The sequence below is a fragment of the Actinomycetospora flava genome (assembly GCF_037400335.1).
In the GTDB taxonomy this organism is placed as follows: domain Bacteria; phylum Actinomycetota; class Actinomycetes; order Mycobacteriales; family Pseudonocardiaceae; genus Actinomycetospora; species Actinomycetospora flava.
Genome location: NZ_JBBEGM010000005.1, coordinates 165,188 through 183,830, shown reverse-complemented (window position 1 = coordinate 183,830; position 18,643 = coordinate 165,188). Strand labels below are relative to the sequence as shown.

The 18,643-nt window shown below is 74.8% G+C and carries 17 protein-coding genes; 6 read left to right on the top strand and 11 right to left on the bottom strand.

Features of this window, described 5'->3' with window-relative positions; genetic code table 11:
• From WCD58_RS14380 to WCD58_RS14355, 6 genes are all read right to left on the bottom strand, one after another.
• Positions 1-3,651 carry a lipopolysaccharide biosynthesis protein gene (locus WCD58_RS14380; RefSeq protein WP_337703729.1) on the bottom strand — a complete coding sequence of 1,217 codons (3,651 nt, stop codon included), beginning with the start codon at positions 3,649-3,651 and terminating at the stop codon, positions 1-3.
• The gene (locus WCD58_RS14375; protein WP_337703728.1) at positions 3,648-4,577 is read right to left on the bottom strand and encodes a glycosyltransferase family 2 protein; all 930 of its coding nucleotides are present in this window, start codon (positions 4,575-4,577) and stop codon (positions 3,648-3,650) included. Before WCD58_RS14375 ends, WCD58_RS14380 begins: the two co-directional genes overlap by 4 nt.
• Positions 4,574-5,677, bottom strand: a complete 1,104-nt coding sequence (locus tag WCD58_RS14370) for a GNAT family N-acetyltransferase (RefSeq protein WP_337703727.1) — start codon at positions 5,675-5,677, stop codon at positions 4,574-4,576. The genes WCD58_RS14375 and WCD58_RS14370 overlap by 4 nt, the downstream gene beginning before the upstream one ends.
• Positions 5,674-6,102 carry a hypothetical protein gene (locus tag WCD58_RS14365; protein ID WP_337703726.1) on the bottom strand — a complete coding sequence of 143 codons (429 nt, stop codon included), beginning with the start codon at positions 6,100-6,102 and terminating at the stop codon, positions 5,674-5,676. Before WCD58_RS14365 ends, WCD58_RS14370 begins: the two co-directional genes overlap by 4 nt.
• Position 6,103: 1 nt before the next feature.
• Complete coding sequence (locus tag WCD58_RS14360) at positions 6,104-6,997, bottom strand: glycosyltransferase family 2 protein (RefSeq protein ID WP_337703725.1); 894 nt, start codon at positions 6,995-6,997, stop codon at positions 6,104-6,106.
• Between the two features lie 189 nt (positions 6,998-7,186).
• Positions 7,187-7,906, bottom strand: a complete 720-nt coding sequence (locus WCD58_RS14355; RefSeq protein ID WP_337703724.1) for a helix-turn-helix transcriptional regulator — start codon at positions 7,904-7,906, stop codon at positions 7,187-7,189.
• A gap of 293 nt (positions 7,907-8,199) precedes the next feature.
• Here WCD58_RS14355 and WCD58_RS14350 point away from each other — a divergent pair, with 293 nt between their 5' ends.
• Together WCD58_RS14350 and WCD58_RS14345 are read left to right on the top strand one after the other, a co-directional pair.
• Complete coding sequence (locus WCD58_RS14350; RefSeq protein ID WP_337703723.1) at positions 8,200-8,856, top strand: helix-turn-helix transcriptional regulator; 657 nt, start codon at positions 8,200-8,202, stop codon at positions 8,854-8,856.
• Positions 8,857-8,858: 2 nt separating this feature from the next.
• Complete coding sequence (locus tag WCD58_RS14345; RefSeq protein ID WP_337703722.1) at positions 8,859-10,115, top strand: cytochrome P450; 1,257 nt, start codon at positions 8,859-8,861, stop codon at positions 10,113-10,115.
• Positions 10,116-10,118: 3 nt separating this feature from the next.
• Here the strand turns inward: WCD58_RS14345 and WCD58_RS14340 are convergent, their stop codons facing one another.
• Positions 10,119-11,204, bottom strand: a complete 1,086-nt coding sequence (locus WCD58_RS14340) for a GNAT family N-acetyltransferase (RefSeq protein ID WP_337703721.1) — start codon at positions 11,202-11,204, stop codon at positions 10,119-10,121.
• A gap of 109 nt (positions 11,205-11,313) precedes the next feature.
• The gene (locus tag WCD58_RS14335) at positions 11,314-11,670 is read right to left on the bottom strand and encodes a VOC family protein (protein WP_337703720.1); all 357 of its coding nucleotides are present in this window, start codon (positions 11,668-11,670) and stop codon (positions 11,314-11,316) included.
• A 249-nt stretch (positions 11,671-11,919) separates the two neighbouring features.
• Here WCD58_RS14335 and WCD58_RS14330 point away from each other — a divergent pair, with 249 nt between their 5' ends.
• Positions 11,920-12,543 carry a hypothetical protein gene (locus WCD58_RS14330; RefSeq protein WP_337703719.1) on the top strand — a complete coding sequence of 208 codons (624 nt, stop codon included), beginning with the start codon at positions 11,920-11,922 and terminating at the stop codon, positions 12,541-12,543.
• On the opposite strand, the gene WCD58_RS14325 is transcribed toward WCD58_RS14330, so the two are convergent.
• Positions 12,540-13,556 carry a C39 family peptidase gene (locus WCD58_RS14325; RefSeq protein ID WP_337703718.1) on the bottom strand — a complete coding sequence of 339 codons (1,017 nt, stop codon included), beginning with the start codon at positions 13,554-13,556 and terminating at the stop codon, positions 12,540-12,542. The two genes, WCD58_RS14330 and WCD58_RS14325, sit on opposite strands and share 4 nt — an antisense overlap.
• A gap of 37 nt (positions 13,557-13,593) precedes the next feature.
• On the bottom strand, positions 13,594-13,758 hold the full coding sequence (locus WCD58_RS14320) for a hypothetical protein (RefSeq protein ID WP_337703717.1): 165 nt from the start codon (positions 13,756-13,758) through the stop codon (positions 13,594-13,596).
• A 194-nt stretch (positions 13,759-13,952) separates the two neighbouring features.
• On the opposite strand from WCD58_RS14320, the gene WCD58_RS14315 reads away from it, so the two are divergent.
• Positions 13,953-14,111, top strand: coding sequence for a hypothetical protein (locus tag WCD58_RS14315; RefSeq protein WP_337703716.1), 159 nt, complete (start codon positions 13,953-13,955; stop codon positions 14,109-14,111).
• 13 nt (positions 14,112-14,124) lie between these two features.
• Here the strand turns inward: WCD58_RS14315 and WCD58_RS14310 are convergent, their stop codons facing one another.
• Positions 14,125-16,140 (bottom strand): acyltransferase family protein, encoded by a 2,016-nt coding sequence (locus WCD58_RS14310; RefSeq protein ID WP_337703715.1) that lies wholly within the window; start codon positions 16,138-16,140, stop codon positions 14,125-14,127.
• A 116-nt stretch (positions 16,141-16,256) separates the two neighbouring features.
• On the opposite strand from WCD58_RS14310, the gene WCD58_RS14305 reads away from it, so the two are divergent.
• Positions 16,257-17,753: a T6SS phospholipase effector Tle1-like catalytic domain-containing protein gene (locus WCD58_RS14305; protein WP_337703714.1), complete on the top strand. Its 1,497-nt coding sequence runs from the start codon at positions 16,257-16,259 to the stop codon at positions 17,751-17,753.
• A gap of 237 nt (positions 17,754-17,990) precedes the next feature.
• Positions 17,991-18,551 carry a hypothetical protein gene (locus tag WCD58_RS14300; RefSeq protein WP_337703713.1) on the top strand — a complete coding sequence of 187 codons (561 nt, stop codon included), beginning with the start codon at positions 17,991-17,993 and terminating at the stop codon, positions 18,549-18,551.
• The last annotated feature ends 92 nt before the right edge of the window (positions 18,552-18,643 follow it).

Below are 18,643 nucleotides of genomic sequence, written 5' to 3'. Positions count from 1 at the left end.
TCAGGTCAGCGCGAACAGGCGCTCGACCACGACCGCGGCGAACACCAGCAGCAACGGTCCCCACACGAACACCGTGGTGCGCAGGGCCGCCCGCCCGGAGCGGCGCAGCGCCCGGACCTGCAGGGTGAGCAGTACGCCGACCAGCCCGATCAGCACCGTCACCCCGACCGGGGTCCACTCGGTCGGCCCGATGCGGACGCCGAGACGCTCCGGCACGCGCCCGGTGATCGGGTCGTAGGCCTGGGGGTTACGCGGGACGTAGACCTGGGCGTCGCCGGTGTCGAGGACCTTCTCCAGGCGGGGGTCGGCGGCCAGCGCCGCCCGGAACTGCTGCCCCCAGCCGGCCGGGTAGCCCGCGCTGATCTCGAGGTAGCGCTCCTCGGCCGTCGAGGTCATGAAGTAGGTGCTGCCGCCCCAGTAGGTCAGCTGCTCCATCACCACCCCGGTGTTGTCGGCCGCGTTCGGGGACGCGATCGCCGCCCGCACACCGACACCGATGGTGTCGGTGTAGCCGATCGGCATCATCGGGGTCGCCCCGGAGTCCAGGGAGTCGGTGAGGAAGAGGACCTGGGCGTCGCCGGGCCGGTCGTAGACCCACTGCACCGCGGCCATCTCCCCCGGCGTGACCCGCTCGAAGGCCTCGTTGCCGTAGGCCGCGATCCCGTAGGACGCACCGAGCACGAGCACCACCAGCCCCGCCGCCACGTAGCGCCACACCGAGCCGAACGCCGCGCGGAACCCGGTGCCCCGCGCGGTCTCGGGGAAGAACGCCATCGCGAGCAGCACGCACGCGCCGGGCAGCGCGAACATGTACACGCGCAGCCCGATCTCGCCGCCGTAGTTCTGCACCAGGACGGCGAGGAACGGGACGGCGAGCAGCAGCAGCACCGCGCGGTCGTCGACCCCCCGGTGGCGGCGGCGCCACAGCCCCACGACCGACCCGACCGCGAGCACGCCGAACAGGGCCACGCGCACCATCAGCACGACGCTGTGCGCGACGTCGCCGCCGGCGCGGGCGGCGATGCTGGTGGCGACGTTGCCCGAGAGGTCGCCGACGCCCCCGAGCACGTCGGTCAGGTGCCCGGTCCAGTAGGCCGCGGTCATCAGGCTCACCCAGGCGATCATCAGCACGCCGAGCAGCACCGGCAGCCCGCGCAGCGTGGAGCGCCGCCCCAGCGCCAGCGCCCCCGCCGCGACGACCATGACGAACGGGGTGAGCTGGTGGCTCACCGTCGCCGCGGCGAAGATCACGAGCAGCAGGCCGAGGAGCGCGATGCGGGTGGCCGGCGACGACGGCCGCGCGGCGCGCTCGCCGGCGTGGGTCGGGGTCCCGACGACGCGGCCGACGAACCGCCGGGTCGCACCCCCCGCGCGCCGCAGCGTCGACGGCGTCCGGCGCCACGCGCCGTCCACCCACGCCGGGCGCCCGACCTGCCCGACGGCCTCGCGGCCCACCGGGCGGAACCACGTCAGCAGGATGCCGATGAAGATCATGTAGAGCAGGAACGTGAAGCCCTGCGGCGAGAAGTAGTCCTGCCCGATCCACTGCAGGACCGTGAACAGCAGCGCCGCGAACCACTTGCCGCGCCAGCTGATGCGCAGGTTGCGCAGGATCAGCCACAGCGCGAGCAGGTAGAGGAGGTTCGACAGCAGCGGCGTCCACTGCACCAGCGGGAGCAGCTGGGCCGGTGCCGCCCCGTCCGACACGAACGACACCAGGGCGAAGAAACCCGGCCAGCTGAAGCGGGCGTCGACGTCCGGGGCGACCGTGCCGAACCGCGAGATGAAGTCGACGAACCCGAGGTGCACGTAGGACGTCGGGAACCGCGGGAGCGGTTCGATCAGCGCGGTGAGCCCGTGCAGCGCGGAGCACACCGCGACGAGCTGGCCGGTCAGCAGGACCTTCCGTTCGCGGGCCAGCGCGATGGCGGCGACGACGCTGACGAGCAGCAGCGCGATCCCGGCCAGCGTCACCACCGGCAGCACCGACACCAGGCCCCAGCCGTCCATGGCGGCGAGGTCCACGCGCCCGAGCGGTTCGACGATCATCACCAGGGACAGCAGGCTCGCCACGGCCACGATCACCGCGGGGCCCTGGCGGTCGACCGCCTGGAGGAACCGGCGGCCGCGGGAGGGCGCGGGCCTCTTCTCCGGAGGTGGCGCCTCGGGCGCCTCGGCCGTCGCGGGGGCCCGGACGACGACCTTCAGCGGCACGAGGCGCCTGCCCGTGGCGGTCGGGGAGGTCGTGGGCCGCGCCGGGGCCGTTGTTGTCGGCGGCGTCCACGGGTTGAACCGGTCCGCGCGCTTCACGCTGATGACCCGGAGCAGCCGGGGCAGGACCACGAGCGCCACGGCCACCTGGCTGACCAGCACCAGCACGCCCACCCCGGTCACCGGGTCGATGGGCATCCCGAGCGTCCCGCCCCCGAGGAAGAGGCCCGCGACGACGGTGCCGACGACGACGGTCCCCGACGCGACCTGCCAGCGCACGATCGACCGCGCGCGGCCCTGCGCCCGCAGCACCCCGAGCCAGACCTCCATCACCGCGCGGCCCAGCGCCCCGAGCGCGAGCAGCTGCAGCAGCGGCGCGGCGGCCGCGTAGTCGGGTCCGAGGAACGCGAGCATCGGGCGGGCGAGCACGAGCAGGGCCGCAGCGGCGGCCCCGAGCAGCACGGTCGAGCGCACCAGCGCGGAGCGCGCGTACCGGGCCAGCCGGGCGGCGTCGAAGACACCCTCGACGGTGAGCGTCTGCGCGAGGTTGTTCGCCACCAGGTTGAGGACCCCGGCGATCATCCAGGCGATGAAGAACACCGCGAACGTCGACGGCGGCAGCGCGGCCGCGACGATCACCGGGACGAGGTAGATGGCGCCGAACCCGAACAGGGCGCCGACGAAGTCGCCGGCCAGGAACCCGCGGATCTCGCTGCCCGTGGTCGTGGCCGCGTCCGCGGTCTCGCGGGCGTGGCGCGGCACCCGCCGGGCGAACACGAGGAGGTTCACCGGCAGGCAGAGCAGGATCATGGGCACGATCCAGGCGACGTAGACCCCGGTGGCGGGCATCGTCGTGGCGAGCAGGATCAGCAGGCCGGCCTTGACGACGCCGAAGACCGTGTTCTCGAGCGCCACCCAGCTCGCGCCGCGCAGGCCGACGAGCACGCCGTCCTGCACGGTGAAGATGTTCGCGGCCACCGCGACGCCCACGAACCCGATCGCCGCCCAGGGACTCGCCAGCAGCCCGAACGACGGCCCCCACCAGCCGAGGGTGAGCACGAACCCGGTCGCCAGCACCGCGACCGCGAGCGAGCTGAGCCCGTAGCTGACCAGCACCAGACGGGCGGTGCGCGCCCCGCTGCGGGGCAGGAAGCGGCTCAGGGTGCCGGTGATGTTGATGCCGACGATCGCCGAGAGCAGGGTCATCGCGGAGATCAGGGCGGAGGAGCGCCCGACGTCCACGGGCGTGTAGAACCGCGCGGCGAGGAACCAGAAGACGAGCCCGAGCAGCCCGGTCATCACGGTGTTGACGATCAGCGCGTAGGAGTTCCGCGAGAACGGGTCGGTCAGGTGGGCGCGCAGCCGTGCGCGCCGCGAGGGCGCCGGGGCGTTCCCCACCCGCAGCGCGGCCGTGTGGGCGTCGAGGGACCCGGCCGTCACGAGGCGCTCCGCGCCAGGGAGCCCACGGCGTAGCCGGCGGTGGTGGTGAGCAGCCCGGCGGTGATCGCGCCGGCGCGCGCCAGCCCGGCGCGGTCGCCGCGCCAGGCCTGCGCCACCCCGCGGGTCACGCCGCGGCGCAGCGTCACCGCCGCGTAGCTGCGCTCGGCGGCGAGCCCGGCAGCGGCGCCGACGCTGCGCGTGACCAGCGCCTTCGACAGTCCCTCGGCGTAGCAGCGGGCCCGGAAGTAGCGGAAGCCCTCACGGGCGGGCGGGACCCGGTGCCAGATCACCGCGCGCGGGTCGTGGACGAAGCGCGCGCCCGGCCGGTGCGCCGCGACCCGGATGCAGAACTCGGTCTCCTCGCACCCGAGCGGCCGGGTGCGGGCGGCGGTGCGGCCGATGTGGGTCGGGAAGCCGCCGGCGATCTCGAAGGCGTCGCGGCGGAACGAGGCGTTGCCGCCCAGCAGGTTGCGCACGGGCCCGGGGTCGCGCCCGACGAACGTGCAGCCCACCACCCAGTCGAACTCCTCGGGGAACCACGCCGGCCGCGCCGTCGCCCACCACGGCAGCGTGAGCCCGCCGACGCCGAGCACGTCCGGGTCGGCGTAGCCCTCGGCGAAGGTCCGCACCCAGTCGGGACCGGCGACGGCGTCGTCGTCGAGGAACGCGACGACCTCGCCGGTGGACGCCGCGACCCCGGTGTTCTTGCCGCCGGACAGGCCGCGGCCCTGCGCGTTGGCGATCACGAGCGCATCCGGCAGCGCCCGCGCGAGGCGGTCGCGCAGGGCGGGGTTGTGGTCGACGACGACGATCAGCTCGTGGGGCGCGGTGCTCTGGCGCTCGCCCACCGACGCCGCCGCGGCGAGGACGTCGTCCCACCGCTCGTCGGTGTAGGCGCAGATGACGACCGAGACCGTGCGCGTCATGCCGACACCCCGTTCACCTGGCCGGGCCGCCAGCGGCCGCGGGCGCGCAACATCCGGTCGGCGACGTCGTAGAGCCGCGGGTTCCGGTCGACGGCCCGGCGCGCCGACCGGACGGGCGCGGTGCGGGCCCACGCCAGCGCCGCGGTGGGTACGAGCCGGGCGACCCGCCCCTCGGCGACCGTGGCGTCGCCGGACTTGAGCTCGTCCTTGTACGTCTTCGCCCCGCGCCCCATGTCGATGAGCTCGACGCCGTCGTCGGCGGCGGCCCGCGCCATGGCGAGGTGCAGCAGCAGACCCGGCGAGTAGCGGCCCATGCTCGGGGCGTACGCCGGGAACCAGGTGGGGACGACGCCGTGGTCGCGCAGGCCGAAGTGGCCGGCGACGAGCTCGTCGCCGGCGTAGAGCAGCGACAGGCAGCCCCGGAAGGCGGTCGTCCGCTCGCCGAGCAGCTGGTGCACCAGCCCGCGGATCCACGGCCGGGCGAAGCGGTCCGAGCGACCGGTGCGCTGGTACTGCGCGGACTTCCATTCCAGCACGGTGTCGAGCGCGCCGGCGGCGGCGTCGTCGGTGGCCTCGAGGACGAAGCGCACCGGGCCGTGCTCGCGCTCGAGGCGGCGCGCCCGGCGCGGCAGGTCGCGGACGCGGGAGGAGCGGGCGCGCACCACGCGGTGGTAGGCGTCGAAGCCCTCGCTCAGGTCGATGACCGGGGACGCGGCCTCGGCGGTGCGGTGCTCGTCGAAGATGCGCTGGTCGGCGACGAGGTGGTCGAACTCCCAGACCGACAGTCCGCAGGCGCGCACCATCTCCCGCGCGTCCCACGTGACCCCGTCCGCGTGCACGAGACCCTGCGCGTCGCTCAGTCCCGGCGCGACGGGCAGCCCGCGGCCCAGCGGCGCGTGCTCGAACGGGAAGAAGCCGACGATCTCGTCGCCCTCGTGGACCACCGCGACCCGCGTGCGGGGGCGGAACCGCGCGACGACCCGCGTGAACTCCGGGGACAGGAACGGGGTGCGCAGCGTCGGCGTGAGCGTCTGCAGCCCCCGCCACCGGCCGATCTCCCCCGGGGTCAGCTCGCCGGGGTGGACGACGTCGAACCTCACGGGCCCACCTCGGCGCGCTGCTCCGCCGCCCCCGCCGCGCGGCGTGCCGCCGCCCGCTCGGAGCGTGCCGTCGCGAGCTCGACGCCCACCCACACCGCGACGCTGATCCCCGTCACGACGAGGACGCCGAGCCGCACGTCCCACAGCCCGAGCGACAGCATCACCTGGGCGACGACGGTGTCGAGGGCGAGCGTCCAGCCCACGGCGATGACCGCGCGGGCCACCGGTTCCAGGCGGTGGGTGGGCACGGCGACCGCGAGCGCGGGCACGAGCAGCAGGACGACCGTGACCGCGAGCCCGTCGCGGCCGTCGAGGACCACGGCGACCCACACGCCGGCGGCCAGCGCGAGCGCGGCACCGACGAGGCTCGCGACGAGGCGCGCCGTGGGGACGGGCACGCGCCGCAGCAGGGCGGCGGGGCTCACGTCAGGACCCCACGCGGTCCGGGACGGTCGTCTCGACGGCCGCGTCGCGCTGGTGGACGAAGCGGCGCAGCTGCTGGACGGCGCGCCCGCTGGGGCCGCGGTCGTGCTCGCGCAGCAGCGTGCGCAGCACGCGGGTGCCGTCGCGGACCACGTGGAGGTTGGACTGCCCGTACCGCCTCGGCATCTCCCAGCTGGGCACCTCGGCGATCCGGAAGCCGGCGCGCAGCGCCGAGACCGTCAGCGACGTCTCCACCTCGAACCCGGGCCGGGTCAGGTCCAGGTAGGGCAGGCAGCGGCGGTGGAACGCGACGTAGCCGTAGCAGAGGTCGGTCAGCACGGTGTCGTGCATCCGGTTGACCATGCCGACGAGCACGCGGTTGCCGCTGCGGCGCAGGCGCGTGATGTCGCGCGAGCCGCCGCCGCCCATGAAGCGCGAGCCCTTGACGAAGTCGTAGCCGGTGTCGAGGTAGTGCAGGAAGTGCGGGATCTCGTCGGGCGCCATGCTGCCGTCGGCGTCGATCATCACGATGTGGTCGCCGGTGGCCGCGAGGAAGCCCTCGCGCAGCGCGTCGCCCTTCCCGGTGCCGACCTGCTCGACGACGTGGATGTCCGGCCGGACCGTCTGCGCGATCATCACCGTGGCGTCCCGCGAGTGGCCGTCGACCAGCACCACCTCGTCGACGCAGCCCGGCACCTGCTGCAGCACCCAGGCGATGTTGGTCGCCTCGTTCATCGCCGGGATCACCAGCGACACTTTGTCCAGGCGTTCCTCCGCCGCCCGGGGGCCGACCCGCGGGGCCGGGACGTCGGGGAAGACGGCGAGCGGAGGCGGGATGAGGGGCACGCCGTGGCGTGGACGCCCCTCTCCCTCCTCGCCGGTGCGCTGGACGGTCACCATTCCTCCATCAGGACGATCGGGACCCCGGATGCGACGGTGGTGGGTCGAGGCCCTGCGACCCGCACGGCCGATCTGGTGGCTCGGAGGGCGCGGGAGGAGGGCCGGGGTCCCTCGGGTAGGGGACGCTACGGCGCGGTCCGCGTCACCGGATCGCTTCGGAGGAGCAGCGCGAGTAGTCCTAATTCATCAGAGATCCAGGCCGTCCTCGTGACGTTCGCGCACCAGGCGGACGGGGCGGGACGACGCCGGCACGGCGTCCGCGAGCGGGGCGAGCCCCTCGGCGCGGGCGATGCGGACGGCCTCGAGCCGCCCGTGCACGCCGAGCTTGCGGAAGATCCGGTGGGTGTGCGTCCGGACGGTGTTCACCGCGACGTCGAGGTGGTCGGCGACGTCGCGGGCGGAGAGGCCGTCGACGAGCGCGCGCAGCACGTCGACCTCCCGCTCGGTGAGCGCGCTCAGCCGCCCGGTGGGACGGCGGGCCTCCGCGATGTCGCCGCGCAGGCCGTCGAGGACCGCTCCCAGGAGCCGGGACGGGTAGACCCCGTGGCCCGCGTGCACCAGGCGGACCGCCTCGGTCAGCTCGTCGACCGACGACCCGGACGGCAGCCAGCCCGCGGCGCCGGCCCGCGCGGCCTCGTGGGCGCTCTCGTCGTCACCGGGCTCCGCGAGGACCAGCACCCGGGGCCCGGTCTCCCGCACGCGCAGCGCCTCCACCGCGCTCTCCCACCGGGGCGGCCGGAGCGCGAGGTCGAGCACGACGACGTCGGCGCGCCGGGCGGCCAGGTCCTCCCAGACCTCGTCGGTGCGCCCGGTGACCACGGTCAGCCACGACTCGCGGGACCACCGCGCGACGAGGAGGTCGCGGAGCAACTGGTCCGCGACGACGAGGATCTGGACGGGACGCACGGTCCGTGGACACTAGGCACGCCACCGGGGCGAGTCGTCCTCAAGATGGAGGAGAAGCCCTCCGTAGTCGGTATCGGTATCGTTCTGTGACTCACCGTCAGGCAACCTTCGGCGATGTACGCCTCTCCAGACTCCTCGCCACCCCCGAATGGTCGCTAATTGACCATTGAAGCTTCTCAGATTCCCAGGTTTCGTGACTCTTCGTGCTTGACGACGCCTCATTCGAGTGGTCACGCTGGACGCGCCGGGAGCTCACGAGGACGTCACCCGGCGGGGAGTTCCTGGGGGGAACCATGGAACTGATCATCGGGGGCCGCGGGACGCTGCTCACGGATCTGCTGGAGTCGACGCTGAGTGCGCAGGGGCACCGCGTCGCGCTCGGCCCTGCGACCCGGGAGGGACTGGCCGCCGCCGTGGCGGCCGCCCGACCCGAGGTGGTCATCGCGGACCACCTCGGCGACGCCGACCGCGACGTCGCCGGCTTCGTCCGCGCCCTGACCGCGGCGGGCGGCGGGCGCACCGCGGTCGTCGTGCTCACCTCCGACGCGCACGGCGCCTCGGTCGACGCCGCGATCGCCGCCGGGGCGAAGGCCTACCTGCACCGCAGCCACGGCGTCGACTCGCTGCTGCGCGCGCTGCGGCGGGTGGCCGCCGGCGAGACCGTCGTGACCGCGGCGCGCGCCCCCCAGGACCAGGACCCCGCGGGCGCGCAGGCCCGGCGGCTGGTCACCCTGCTGACCGACCGCGAGCTCGAGTGCCTGTCGCTGCTCGTCGACGGCGTGACCACGCGCGAGATGGAGCGCCGCCTCGGCATCGCCACCCTCACGGTCCGCAGCCACGTCCAGTCGATGCTCTCGAAGCTCGGGGTCCACTCGCGGCTCGAGGCCGCCTCGCTCGCCGTGCGCCACGACCTGCTGGGCGCGCGGGCGCTGCCGTCCCGGGCGGGCTGACGGTGGGGCTCGCCGAGGCCTCCGCGGCGCCGGATCTCACCGACCTCGCCTTCTGGGCCCGTCCCGAGGCCGAGCGGCTCGCCGCGTTCGCCCGCCTGCGGGCCGAGGACCGCCCGGTGTTCTTCCCGGAACCGCACGTGCCGCTGCTGCGCCCGGGCCGCGGGTTCCACGCGCTGGTCCGGCACGCCGACGTCCTCGAGGCCAGCCGGAACACCGCGGTGTTCTCGAGCGAGCCGGCCGCCGTGAGCCCGGAGCCGCCGCCGTGGCTGCCGATGGTGTTCGGGCGGCCGCTGGTGAACATGGACGACCCGCGCCACGCGCGGCTGCGCCGGATCGTGTCCCGCGCGTTCGCGCCGCGACGCCTCGAGGCGCTCGACGGGGAGATCACGGAGATCGTCGACGAGATCGTGGCGCGCCTCGCCCGGCACGGCTCGGGCGACTTCGTGGCCGACGCCGCCCGCGAGCTGCCGATCCACGTGATCTGCTCGATGCTCGGCATCCCGCGCGAGCGCCGCGACCACGTGCTGTCGCGGATCGACGTGATGACCGAGTACTCCGGCGTGCGCGGGGAGATGCACCGCCTGGCCACCGCGCGCCTGCTGATCGGGAACCTGCGCGCCATCGTCGACCTGCGGCGGTTCGTCGTCGGCCTCGGGCGCGAGCGGCGGCGCGACCCGGGCGACGACATCCTCTCCGCGCTGGTCACGGCCGACGTCGACGGTGAGCGGCTGTCGCTGCGCGAGCTGGGGTCGTTCTTCGACCTGCTCCTGGTCGCCGGCAACGAGACCGTGCGCAACGCGGCGTCGCACGGGCTGGTGCTGCTCTCCGAGCACCCCGACCAGCGCGAGCGGCTGGCCGCGGACCCGGACGCGCTGATGGGCACCGCGATCGAGGAGATCGTGCGGACGTGCTCGCCGATCGTGCAGTTCCGCCGCACGCTCACGCAGGACCACGAGCTGCGCGGGCACCTGCTGCCCGCCGGCTCCAAGGTGGTGCTGTTCTACGGGTCGGCCAACCGGGACGAGGCGGTGTTCGACGCGCCCGACACCTTCGACGTCGGGCGGCGGCCCAACCCGCACGTCGGCTTCGGGGGTCCCGGGGCGCACCTCTGCCTCGGCGCGCACCTCGCGCGCCGGGAGCTCGGCGCCCTGTTCCGGGCGATCCTCGAGCGCCTGCCCGGCCTGCGCACCGACGGGCCCGCGGTGCCGCTGCGCTCCGCGTTCGACAACGGGATCGTGGCCCTGCCCTATCGTGTGTGAGCCCTACCGTGTCTGAGCGGCGCCGACGACCCTGGTGTGCACCGACGCGGCCTGCTTGAGGACCCTGTCCGCCGCCCGGTACAGGCGCGGGTCGGCGAGGACACGGTTGCGCAGCCGGCGCACCGGCTCGCGGCGCGCCCAGTGCACCGCGGCCGCCGGGCTGCGCCGCACGATCCGGCCCTCCGCGACGACGAGGTCGCGGCTGCGGAAGCAGTCCTTGTAGCCCTTCGCGCCGCGTCCCATGTCGATCTCGACGACGCCGTCGGCCGCGGCGTGCTCGGCGAGCATGAGGTGGTGGAGCAGGCCCGGCGAGTAGCGGCGGAACCCGGCGTCGAAGGCCGGGAACCAGCCGGCGAGGGCGGCGCCGTTGCGCAGCCCGAAGTGCCCGGCGATCGGGGTGTCGCCGGCGCGGAGCACCGAGAGGGTGCCGGTGAAGGTGTCCGTCCGGGTGGTCAGCAGCGACTCGAGCAGCTCGCGGATCCAGGGGACGCGGAACCGGTCGCTGCGTCCGGTGCGCCGGTACTGCTCCGACTTCCACGCCATGATCCGGCGCAGGTCGTCGACGTCGGCGGAGCCGAGGGTGAACGTCAGGGCGCCGTGATCGCGGCCGAGCGCCCGGCCCTTGCGCTCCAGCTCGGAGAGGAACGACTTCGACCGTGAGCGCACGTCGGCCCGGAACGCCGCGTAGCCGCCGCTGAGGTCCATGACCGGCGACGGCACCCGCAGCACCTGGAAGCGCTCGAACGGCTTCTGCCCGTCCACGAGGTGGTCGAACTCCCACACCGACAGCCCGCAGGCCCGCAGGAGCTCCTGCGGGTCCCACTCCGCGTCCGGGGCGTGGACGAGCCCGTGCGCGTCGGTCAGGCCGGGGGCGGGTGGGGTGCCGTAGCCCAGGCGCCCGCGCTCGAAGGGGAAGAAGCCGACGGTGCCGCCGTCGTCCTCCATCACGGCGACCCGCACCTGCCGGCGCAGCCGTCCGACCGCCTGCACGAACTCGGGGGCGAGAAAGGGGTGGGCGGTCGGGCCGGAGCACTGGAACGACCGCCATCGGTCGAGGTCGGACGCGCCCAGCTCGTCCGGCCTGACCACGCTGATCTGCACGTCGCCGCCCCCATGTCGCCCCCGAGGAGGTTAGGCGGCCGGATGCCCGCGAGGCGTCGTCAGAGTGGAGGAGCCCGTGTCATCCCCCTGAGGGTCGTCATCGGCGCGGGCACAGGCAGAACGGGTGACCGACCGGGTCGATCAGCACCGTCCACGTCTGTCCCGGCTGGTGCTCGGGCACCGTGGCGCCGAGCTCGCGGGCCCGGGCGACGGCGGCGTCGAGGTCGTCGACGGCGAGGTCGAGGTGGTAGCGCTTGACGCCCTCGGGGTCGGGCCACGGCGGCGCCGTCCAGCCCGGCACCCGGCCGAACCCGATCGGCGCGCCGTCGGACGAGATCATCGCGTACTCGTCCTCGGCGTGGACGGTCTCCCAGCCGAGCAGGGTGCCGTAGAAGGCGGCCTGCGCCCGCGGGTCGGGGCCGTCGAGGTTGATCATGGCGAGTGAGGTGGACACGGCACCGACGCTAGGAGCCGTTCCTGTCAGGAGACGTCAGGTTCCCGGGACCTCGTCGGTACTCCTCCGGAGTGCTCCGTTCACCCGACCCGGTGGACCCGGCCTGTACGGGTCTCGGGGAGCTAACGGAAGTCCGGCCCATGGCGACATCGCTCACACAGCGTCCAACCGGGCGCTCGCCGACTAGGCCGTTCGGGGGTCGACATGGGGCAGCACCACCGCCGTGAGGACGGAGCGGTCACGCATGCGGTGGTCCCGGTCCTCGTCCCCGGTGACCTCGACGGGCGAGCTCCGCTCCGCTGCGTCTCCCGCCGCGTGGTCCCCGCCGACGCCCCGCCCGCCGGCCTCGGCTACCCGCCGCCGACCGCGTACCGCCGCGACCCCGTGACCGGCGTGCCGACCCCGCCGCGGGCGATGCCGTCGACGCCCCCGGTCGCGCCCGCCCCGCGACGCCGCCGCGCCGCCACCCGCGCCCCGCTCGCCGTCGCCGTCGCGGGCGCCGCGATGGCGCTGGTCGGGATGGGCGCGCAGATCCCGGGCCTCGTCACCGCGGTGAGCGCGTCCGCCGCCACCGCGCCGGCGCCCGCCGCGCCGACCGTCGTCGGGCAGTGCGCCACTGTGGTCGCCGACGCCATCGACGAGACGGTCGTGACCCTCGGCCGCACGCCGAGCGGGCAGTGGGCGGGCGTCGTCGCCGCCCGCGAGGGCGACCTCGCGGCGACGTACGGCGACTCCTCGCCCGAGCAGCGCGCCTACGCCGCCGGCGTCGACGACGTCATGGACTGGCTGCAGACCGACCCGGTCGCCGCCGAGGACTGGAACCTCGTCACCACCCGCGTCGCCCGCACGGTCGCCACGACCTGCGCCCACTAGGACGTGCGTGAGCGGCGGGCACGGACCACGCCGGCGGCGACGAGGGCGGCGGAGACGGCCGCGGTCGTGACGGCGACGTCGCGCAGCACGATCGGGAGCAGCACCACGCCGCTCGAGTCGAGCGAGATCAGCATGCTCGGCTTCCCGCCGGCCCCCTCGGCGGGCGGCGCACCCGCGGGCCCGGTGCCGGGCATGTCGTGGGTCGGCGCGTTGGCCGCCGGCTCCGAGCGCGGCGGCGCGGTGTCGGTCACGAGCATCTCGTGGCCCGAGTCGTCCCACGCGTCCTCGAAGGTCGCCCGCGGCACCACCGAGATCGCGCCGCTCGGGTCGCCCGGGTCGGCGAGGTACACGTTCTCGTCGTCGATCCCGGTGACGACGACCGCGTGGTTGGCGTCCGAGCCCCCGTCGGAGCCGTCGTCGTCGGCGCCGTACCAGATCTCGTCGGAGTCGACGTAGGCGATGATGTCGCGGTCCGCGTCCAGCAGGGACTCGAGGTCCTTGAGGCTGCCGTGGGTGGTCGTCGCCGGGATGCCGTAGCTCTCGAGCAGCGCCTCGGCGTCCCGGGACGTCATGCCCGAGGCGTCGTCAGGCACCCCGTCGCCGTCCGTGTCGGTGGTGGTCAGCCAGCCGTGCGCGACCGCGCGGGACACGACCTCCGGCTCGCCGACGTTCTGGCCCTGCCACTCCCCGACGATCTGCGCGACCGCCGCCGGCACGCAGTAACCGTTGACCGACTGCGCGTACCAGTAGGACGACGCCTGCTCCGGGTCGCCGTGGATGTCGTCGTCGCCTGCCGGGGGCAGCACCCCGTCGCGGTCCTCCAGGCGGTACCCGTCGCTCGACCACGCGCCGTCGGTGACCGGGTGGACCTCGTCGCCCGTGACGGCCCCGTCGCCGTCGAGGTCGGTCCAGGCCAGGTCGAGCACCCCGTCGCCGTCGGTGTCCACCGCGGTGACGTCGACCAGACCGTCACCGTCGAGGTCGGTGAAGAGATCGGCCGGGTCGACGTCCATGCCGCTTCGACGGTGACGGGGCCGCGGAATGTTCCCGTCAGGAGTGCGAGAGCAGCGACTCGGTCCGCACCGCCGAGATGTGCCGGTCGCGCTGGTTGCGACGGGCTCGGTCGGCGGCGCCCGTCTGCGCGACGCTGACACCCAGCAGCGCCCCGCACAGGAAGATCACACCGACGACGACCACGGCAACGATGACGAACATCCGACTCTCTCCTTCTGCCCCCGAGCGCGGTCACTCCCTGCGCTCATGGATCCAGACGGGTGTCGAGATCGACGGTTGGCGGTCACCCTGCGTCGCCCATGTCACGGACCCCGCGACGCAACCCCACGCCCGCAACGTGCCCGTGACACGGCCGCCCGCGTCGGACGCGCGCATCCCGGGTACCGCTGCCCGTGATGAGCAGCGACCCGCGTTCCCCCGACGAGCAGCCCCCGGACGACGCGCCCGACACCGCCCCCGACGCCGACCCCGACCAGGTCGAGCCCGCGTTCGACCTCGACCTCGACCCCGAGGACCAGGGGACCGCCGCGGCCGGCGAGGAGCCGACGGGCTGAGCAGGCGCGAGCGCTACCAGCCGAGCAGCGACGGCAGCTGGTTCCCCACCGCCGGCGACATCGTCCGGCTGTAGGACGCGGTCAGGTGGTTGTCGTCGAGGTAGACCAGCACGTTGCCGATCTCGGGCGGGCAGGTCCCCGGCGTGCAGATCTCGTTGCTGAGGTCGAGGAACGAGACGTTCGACGGCACGTCGTCGCGCAGCGCGTACGGCGGGTCGGGCGCGAGCAGCTCGGCGCGCGGGATCTCGCACTGCTCCGCCCCGCGGCCGTAGGTCTCGAAGCACTCCGACGGGCGGTGGTCGTAGCGCGGGTTGTCCCGCACGGCCACGACGGGGATGCCGAGCCCGTCGAGCGCGCGCCAGCCGGCGACGAACCCGTCCGGCGTCGACTCGGTCAGCCCGGCCCGGACGTCCCGGCTGGCGCCGACGATCACGGCGTCCGGCCGGTCGGCGGCGAGGTGCTCGACGGCCGCCGCGTTCCAGTCGACGCACGTCGCGTCGTTCGGGTCGGTCTCCGAGGCCAGCGAGAACGGGCAGCGGGCCCGGATGAGCGTGGTGACCTGCCACCCGCGCTCGCGCGCCAGCGGCTCGATGGCCGGCAGGAGCTGCTGCATGTGCGAGTCCCCGACGAGGGTGAGCCGGCGCTGCGGCTCGCCCGGGGGCGCGATCGGCACGCACTGCTCGAGCACCGGGTGGCCGGGCACCGGCGCGCACGCGTCGCGGTACTGCGCCCAGTCGTCCTGCACGCGGGCCGTCGACGGCTGCACCGGCGCCGAGGGATCGCCGATGGACTCGTGGTCGGCGACGAGGACGGCGGCGCCGGGGTGGTCCTGGTCGCCGACGGCGACCGGCGTGCCCCGGTCCGCGGCGACGACGGCGGCCCAGACGCCGAGCCCGGTCATCGCCGGGATCAGCGTCGCCACGACGGTCAGCGAGGCGAGGCCGACGGGGCGCGGCAGCGACACCCGGCGCAGCGGTTCCTCGACGAGGTGGTGGGTCGCGATCGCGAGCGCCAGCGACACGGCCACCACGACCACGCCGCCGACCAGCCCCGGCGTCGTCGCGCCCGTGAGCACCAGCGCCACGACCAGCACCGGCCAGTGCCACAGGTAGAGCGGGTAGCTGATGCTGCCGAGGTACTGCGCGGTCGGCGTCGCGAGGCGCTCGCCGGCGCCGGCCCGGCCCGCGACGACCACCGCCGCCGCGGAGAGCACCGGCCACAGCGCGAGGTAGCCGGGGAAGGCGGCGCCCACGTCGAGCACCGCGCCGCACGTCACCAGCCCGATGACGCCGGCCCAGCCGAGCACCGCCCGCGCCCGCCGTCCGAGCCGCACCCGGTCGAGGACAAGCGCGAGCACCCCGCCGAGCGCGAACTCCCACAGGCGCGTGCGGGTGTCGAAGTACGCGAAGGCCTGGTCGGTGGCCGTGGCGTGCACCGAGTGCACGAACGACACGACGGCGACCGCCGAGAGCGCCGCCAGCAGCGCGGAGCGCACGTCGACCCCGCGGGAACGCGCCCACCAGGCCACGAGGATCACCAGCAGCGGGGCGGCGAGGTAGAACTGCGCCTGGATCGACAGCGACCAGAAGTGCTGGGCGACGCTCGCCGACCCGTGGTTCGCGTAGTAGTCGACGGCGTCGGTCGCGAGGCGCCAGTTCTCGACGAACAGGCCGGAGGCGAACAGCTCGCGCAGGTTGCGGGCCCACGTCGAGGGCGGGAGCAGGACCGCCGCGGCGACGGTGCTCGCGAGCAGCACCAGCCCGGCGGTCGGGACGAGGCGCCAGAACAGTCGCGTCCACGTCGCGCCGAGGTCGACCGGCTCGCCGCGCATCGCCCGGCGGGCCACCATCCCGAGCACGAAGAAGCCCGAGAGCAGGAAGAACACGTCGACGCCGCCGGACACGCGCCCGACCCAGACGTGGTAGACGACCACGAGGACGGCGGCGAGGCCGCGCAGGCCCTCGATCTCGGGGCGTCGCTCGCTGCGGGTGCGGGCGCCGGACGGGGCAATCGATGTCCCGCTGCTCACCACGTCTCCCGGCCCTCCCCCACGGTGTTCACGCCGTCACCGTCGGTCCAGTTTTCCGCATGGCGTCGCTCACCCCGACGTCGGGCCGCCGTTCATCATCACGGGACACTGATCAGGTGAGCGTGACGCGGCGGCTCGTCGTCTGCTGCGACGGCACCTGGAACACCGCCACCGACCGGACGAACGTCGCGCGCCTCCACGACCGGCTGGCCACCACCGACGACCAGCTCCCGCGCTACTTCGAGGGGCTCGGCACCGACGGCGGCCCGGTGCGCCGCGTGCTCGACGGGGCGTTCGGCGCGGGCCTGCCCGAGGCGATCCGCGAGGTCTACCGCTGGCTCGCCGAGACGTTCCGGCCCGGCGACGAGCTCGTGTTCCTCGGCTACAGCCGCGGCGCGTTCACCGCGCGCAGCACGGTCGGGATGCTCGCGGCGTGCGGCCTGGTGGCCTTCTCCCCGGACCAGGACGACGCCGCCCGCGACGCCCTCGTCGAGCGCGTCTTCGCCGAGGGCTACCGCGCGAAGCGGGAGCTCACCGGCCTGACCCACCACCCCGGCTTCGCCCCCGACGACCGCGCGCCGATCGCGTTCCTCGGGGTGTGGGACACGGTCGGCGCGCTCGGGATCCCGCGCACCTTCGGGCTGCTCTCGGGGCTCGCCGGGCGGCAGATGATCGAGTTCCACGACCTCGAGCTCGCCCCGGACGTCCGCCACGCCCGCCACGCGATCGCGCTGGACGAGCGCCGCGGGCCCTACGTGCCCTCGGTGTGGCCCACCCCGCCACCGGACCGGCACACCTCGTTCGCCCAGGTCTGGTTCCCCGGCGGGCACGGCGACGTCGGCGGCGGCAAGCCCGAGACCGACCTCTCCGACGGCGCCCTGCGCTGGATGGCCGACGAGCTCGACGCGACGATCGCCCCGCGCTGGCGCGCCGACGCCCCGCCCCGCCCGCGGGGTGACCCGTGCGCCCCGCTCGACGACGGCGTCGACGGGCTGTGGCGGGTGCTGAGCCCGCGCCCGCGCACCGCCCCGCGCGTGGTCGAGGGCGCGCCCGACGTCAGCGCCTCCGCCGTGGCGCGCCGGCGCTGCGAGCTCGACCCGCCCTACCGGCCCGGCCGGGTGCTGGCGGTGGGCGAGTCCGCCGCCGTGCCGGTCGCCGCCGACGAGCCGTGGGTCGAGACCGGGCTCTACCTCGTGCCGGGCCGCTACGCGCTGGCGGTGTCGGGCGCGTGGCGCGACCACGGGGCCGCCTCCCCGGGCACCGGCGCCTCGCCGTGGCCGCTGCTGTCCTGGCCGTCCTACGCGCTGGGCACCGTGCTCGACGGGGTGCGCCGGGCCGTCGAGCACGTCACGGGCAACACGCGCAGCGACATCGTCGGCAGCCGGCGCGTGCCGGGGGCGGCGTGGCTGGAGCTGGTCGCGGCGGTCGCCGACGACGTCGTCGACCTCGACGGCACCGTGCACGAGGGCACCACCGTGCCGATCGGGCCGACCGGGCGCCGCGAGCTCACCGCCCCGCGCGGCGGCTACCTCTACGCCTTCGCCAACGACGCGTGGACCGGCTACGGCGCCAACGGCGGCGCCGTGACGCTCGAGGTGGCCCGCGTCACCTGAGATCCCGCCGCGGAGCCGTGCGCTGCGCGGACGTGACCGGGACATCGCCTGGTGAGCCGCACGAGGCCCCGAGGTTCGTCGCTCGTCCGGGTGAGTCGCCCGAGAGCCCCGTTATCGAGTCGTGACCTTCTCGTTGATCGCCCCAGAGGACGCAGCGTCACGCCCTCCAGACGGACGGGGTCACTCTGCCCGTGCGTCGCCACCGCTTCCCACCCTGACGCGATGAGGTACAGACCCATGGGTCAGCACTCCGCGCGCCGCTCCGGCGGCGCCATGACCTCCGTCGCCGGCAAGAGCCTGTTCACCGCCACCGCGGCGGCGGCGCTGCTCGGCGGCGGCACGAGCATGGCCTTCGCCGGAGAGGCGCCGTCGTCCGGCGGCCACGACAGCGAGAGCGCGAGCTCGAGCAGCCACGAGTCGGAGAACTGCCGGATCCCGGTCGTCGACGACGCGACGCACACCGGCGAGGACACCGTCAACGGCGTCACGTCCGACGCGAGCGCCCCGGTGTTCGAGGCGGGCGGCCAGGTCACGCAGCCGGTGCACGACGTCGTCTGCGAGCCGGCGAACGCGCTCCTCGGCGGGGTCCTCGGCGGGGGCGACTCCGACGAGCAGAGCGCGGACACCCAGTCCGCCACCCAGTCCGCCTCGGCGGAGCCGTCGAGCGAGTCGTCGTCGACGCAGTCGGCGTCGAGCGAGGGCTCGGACGACGAGGGCTCGGACGACGAGGGCTCGTCGTCGGAGGGTTCGTCCTCCGGTTCGGGCTCCGGCGTGCCGATGGAGCTCCCGATCCAGTAGTGACCACGCCCGCCGGCCGGCGGGCAGCAGGACCGGCACGGCCCCGGTGGCGTCCCCGAAACGCCACCGGGGCCGTGTGCTTTCCCGGTGCG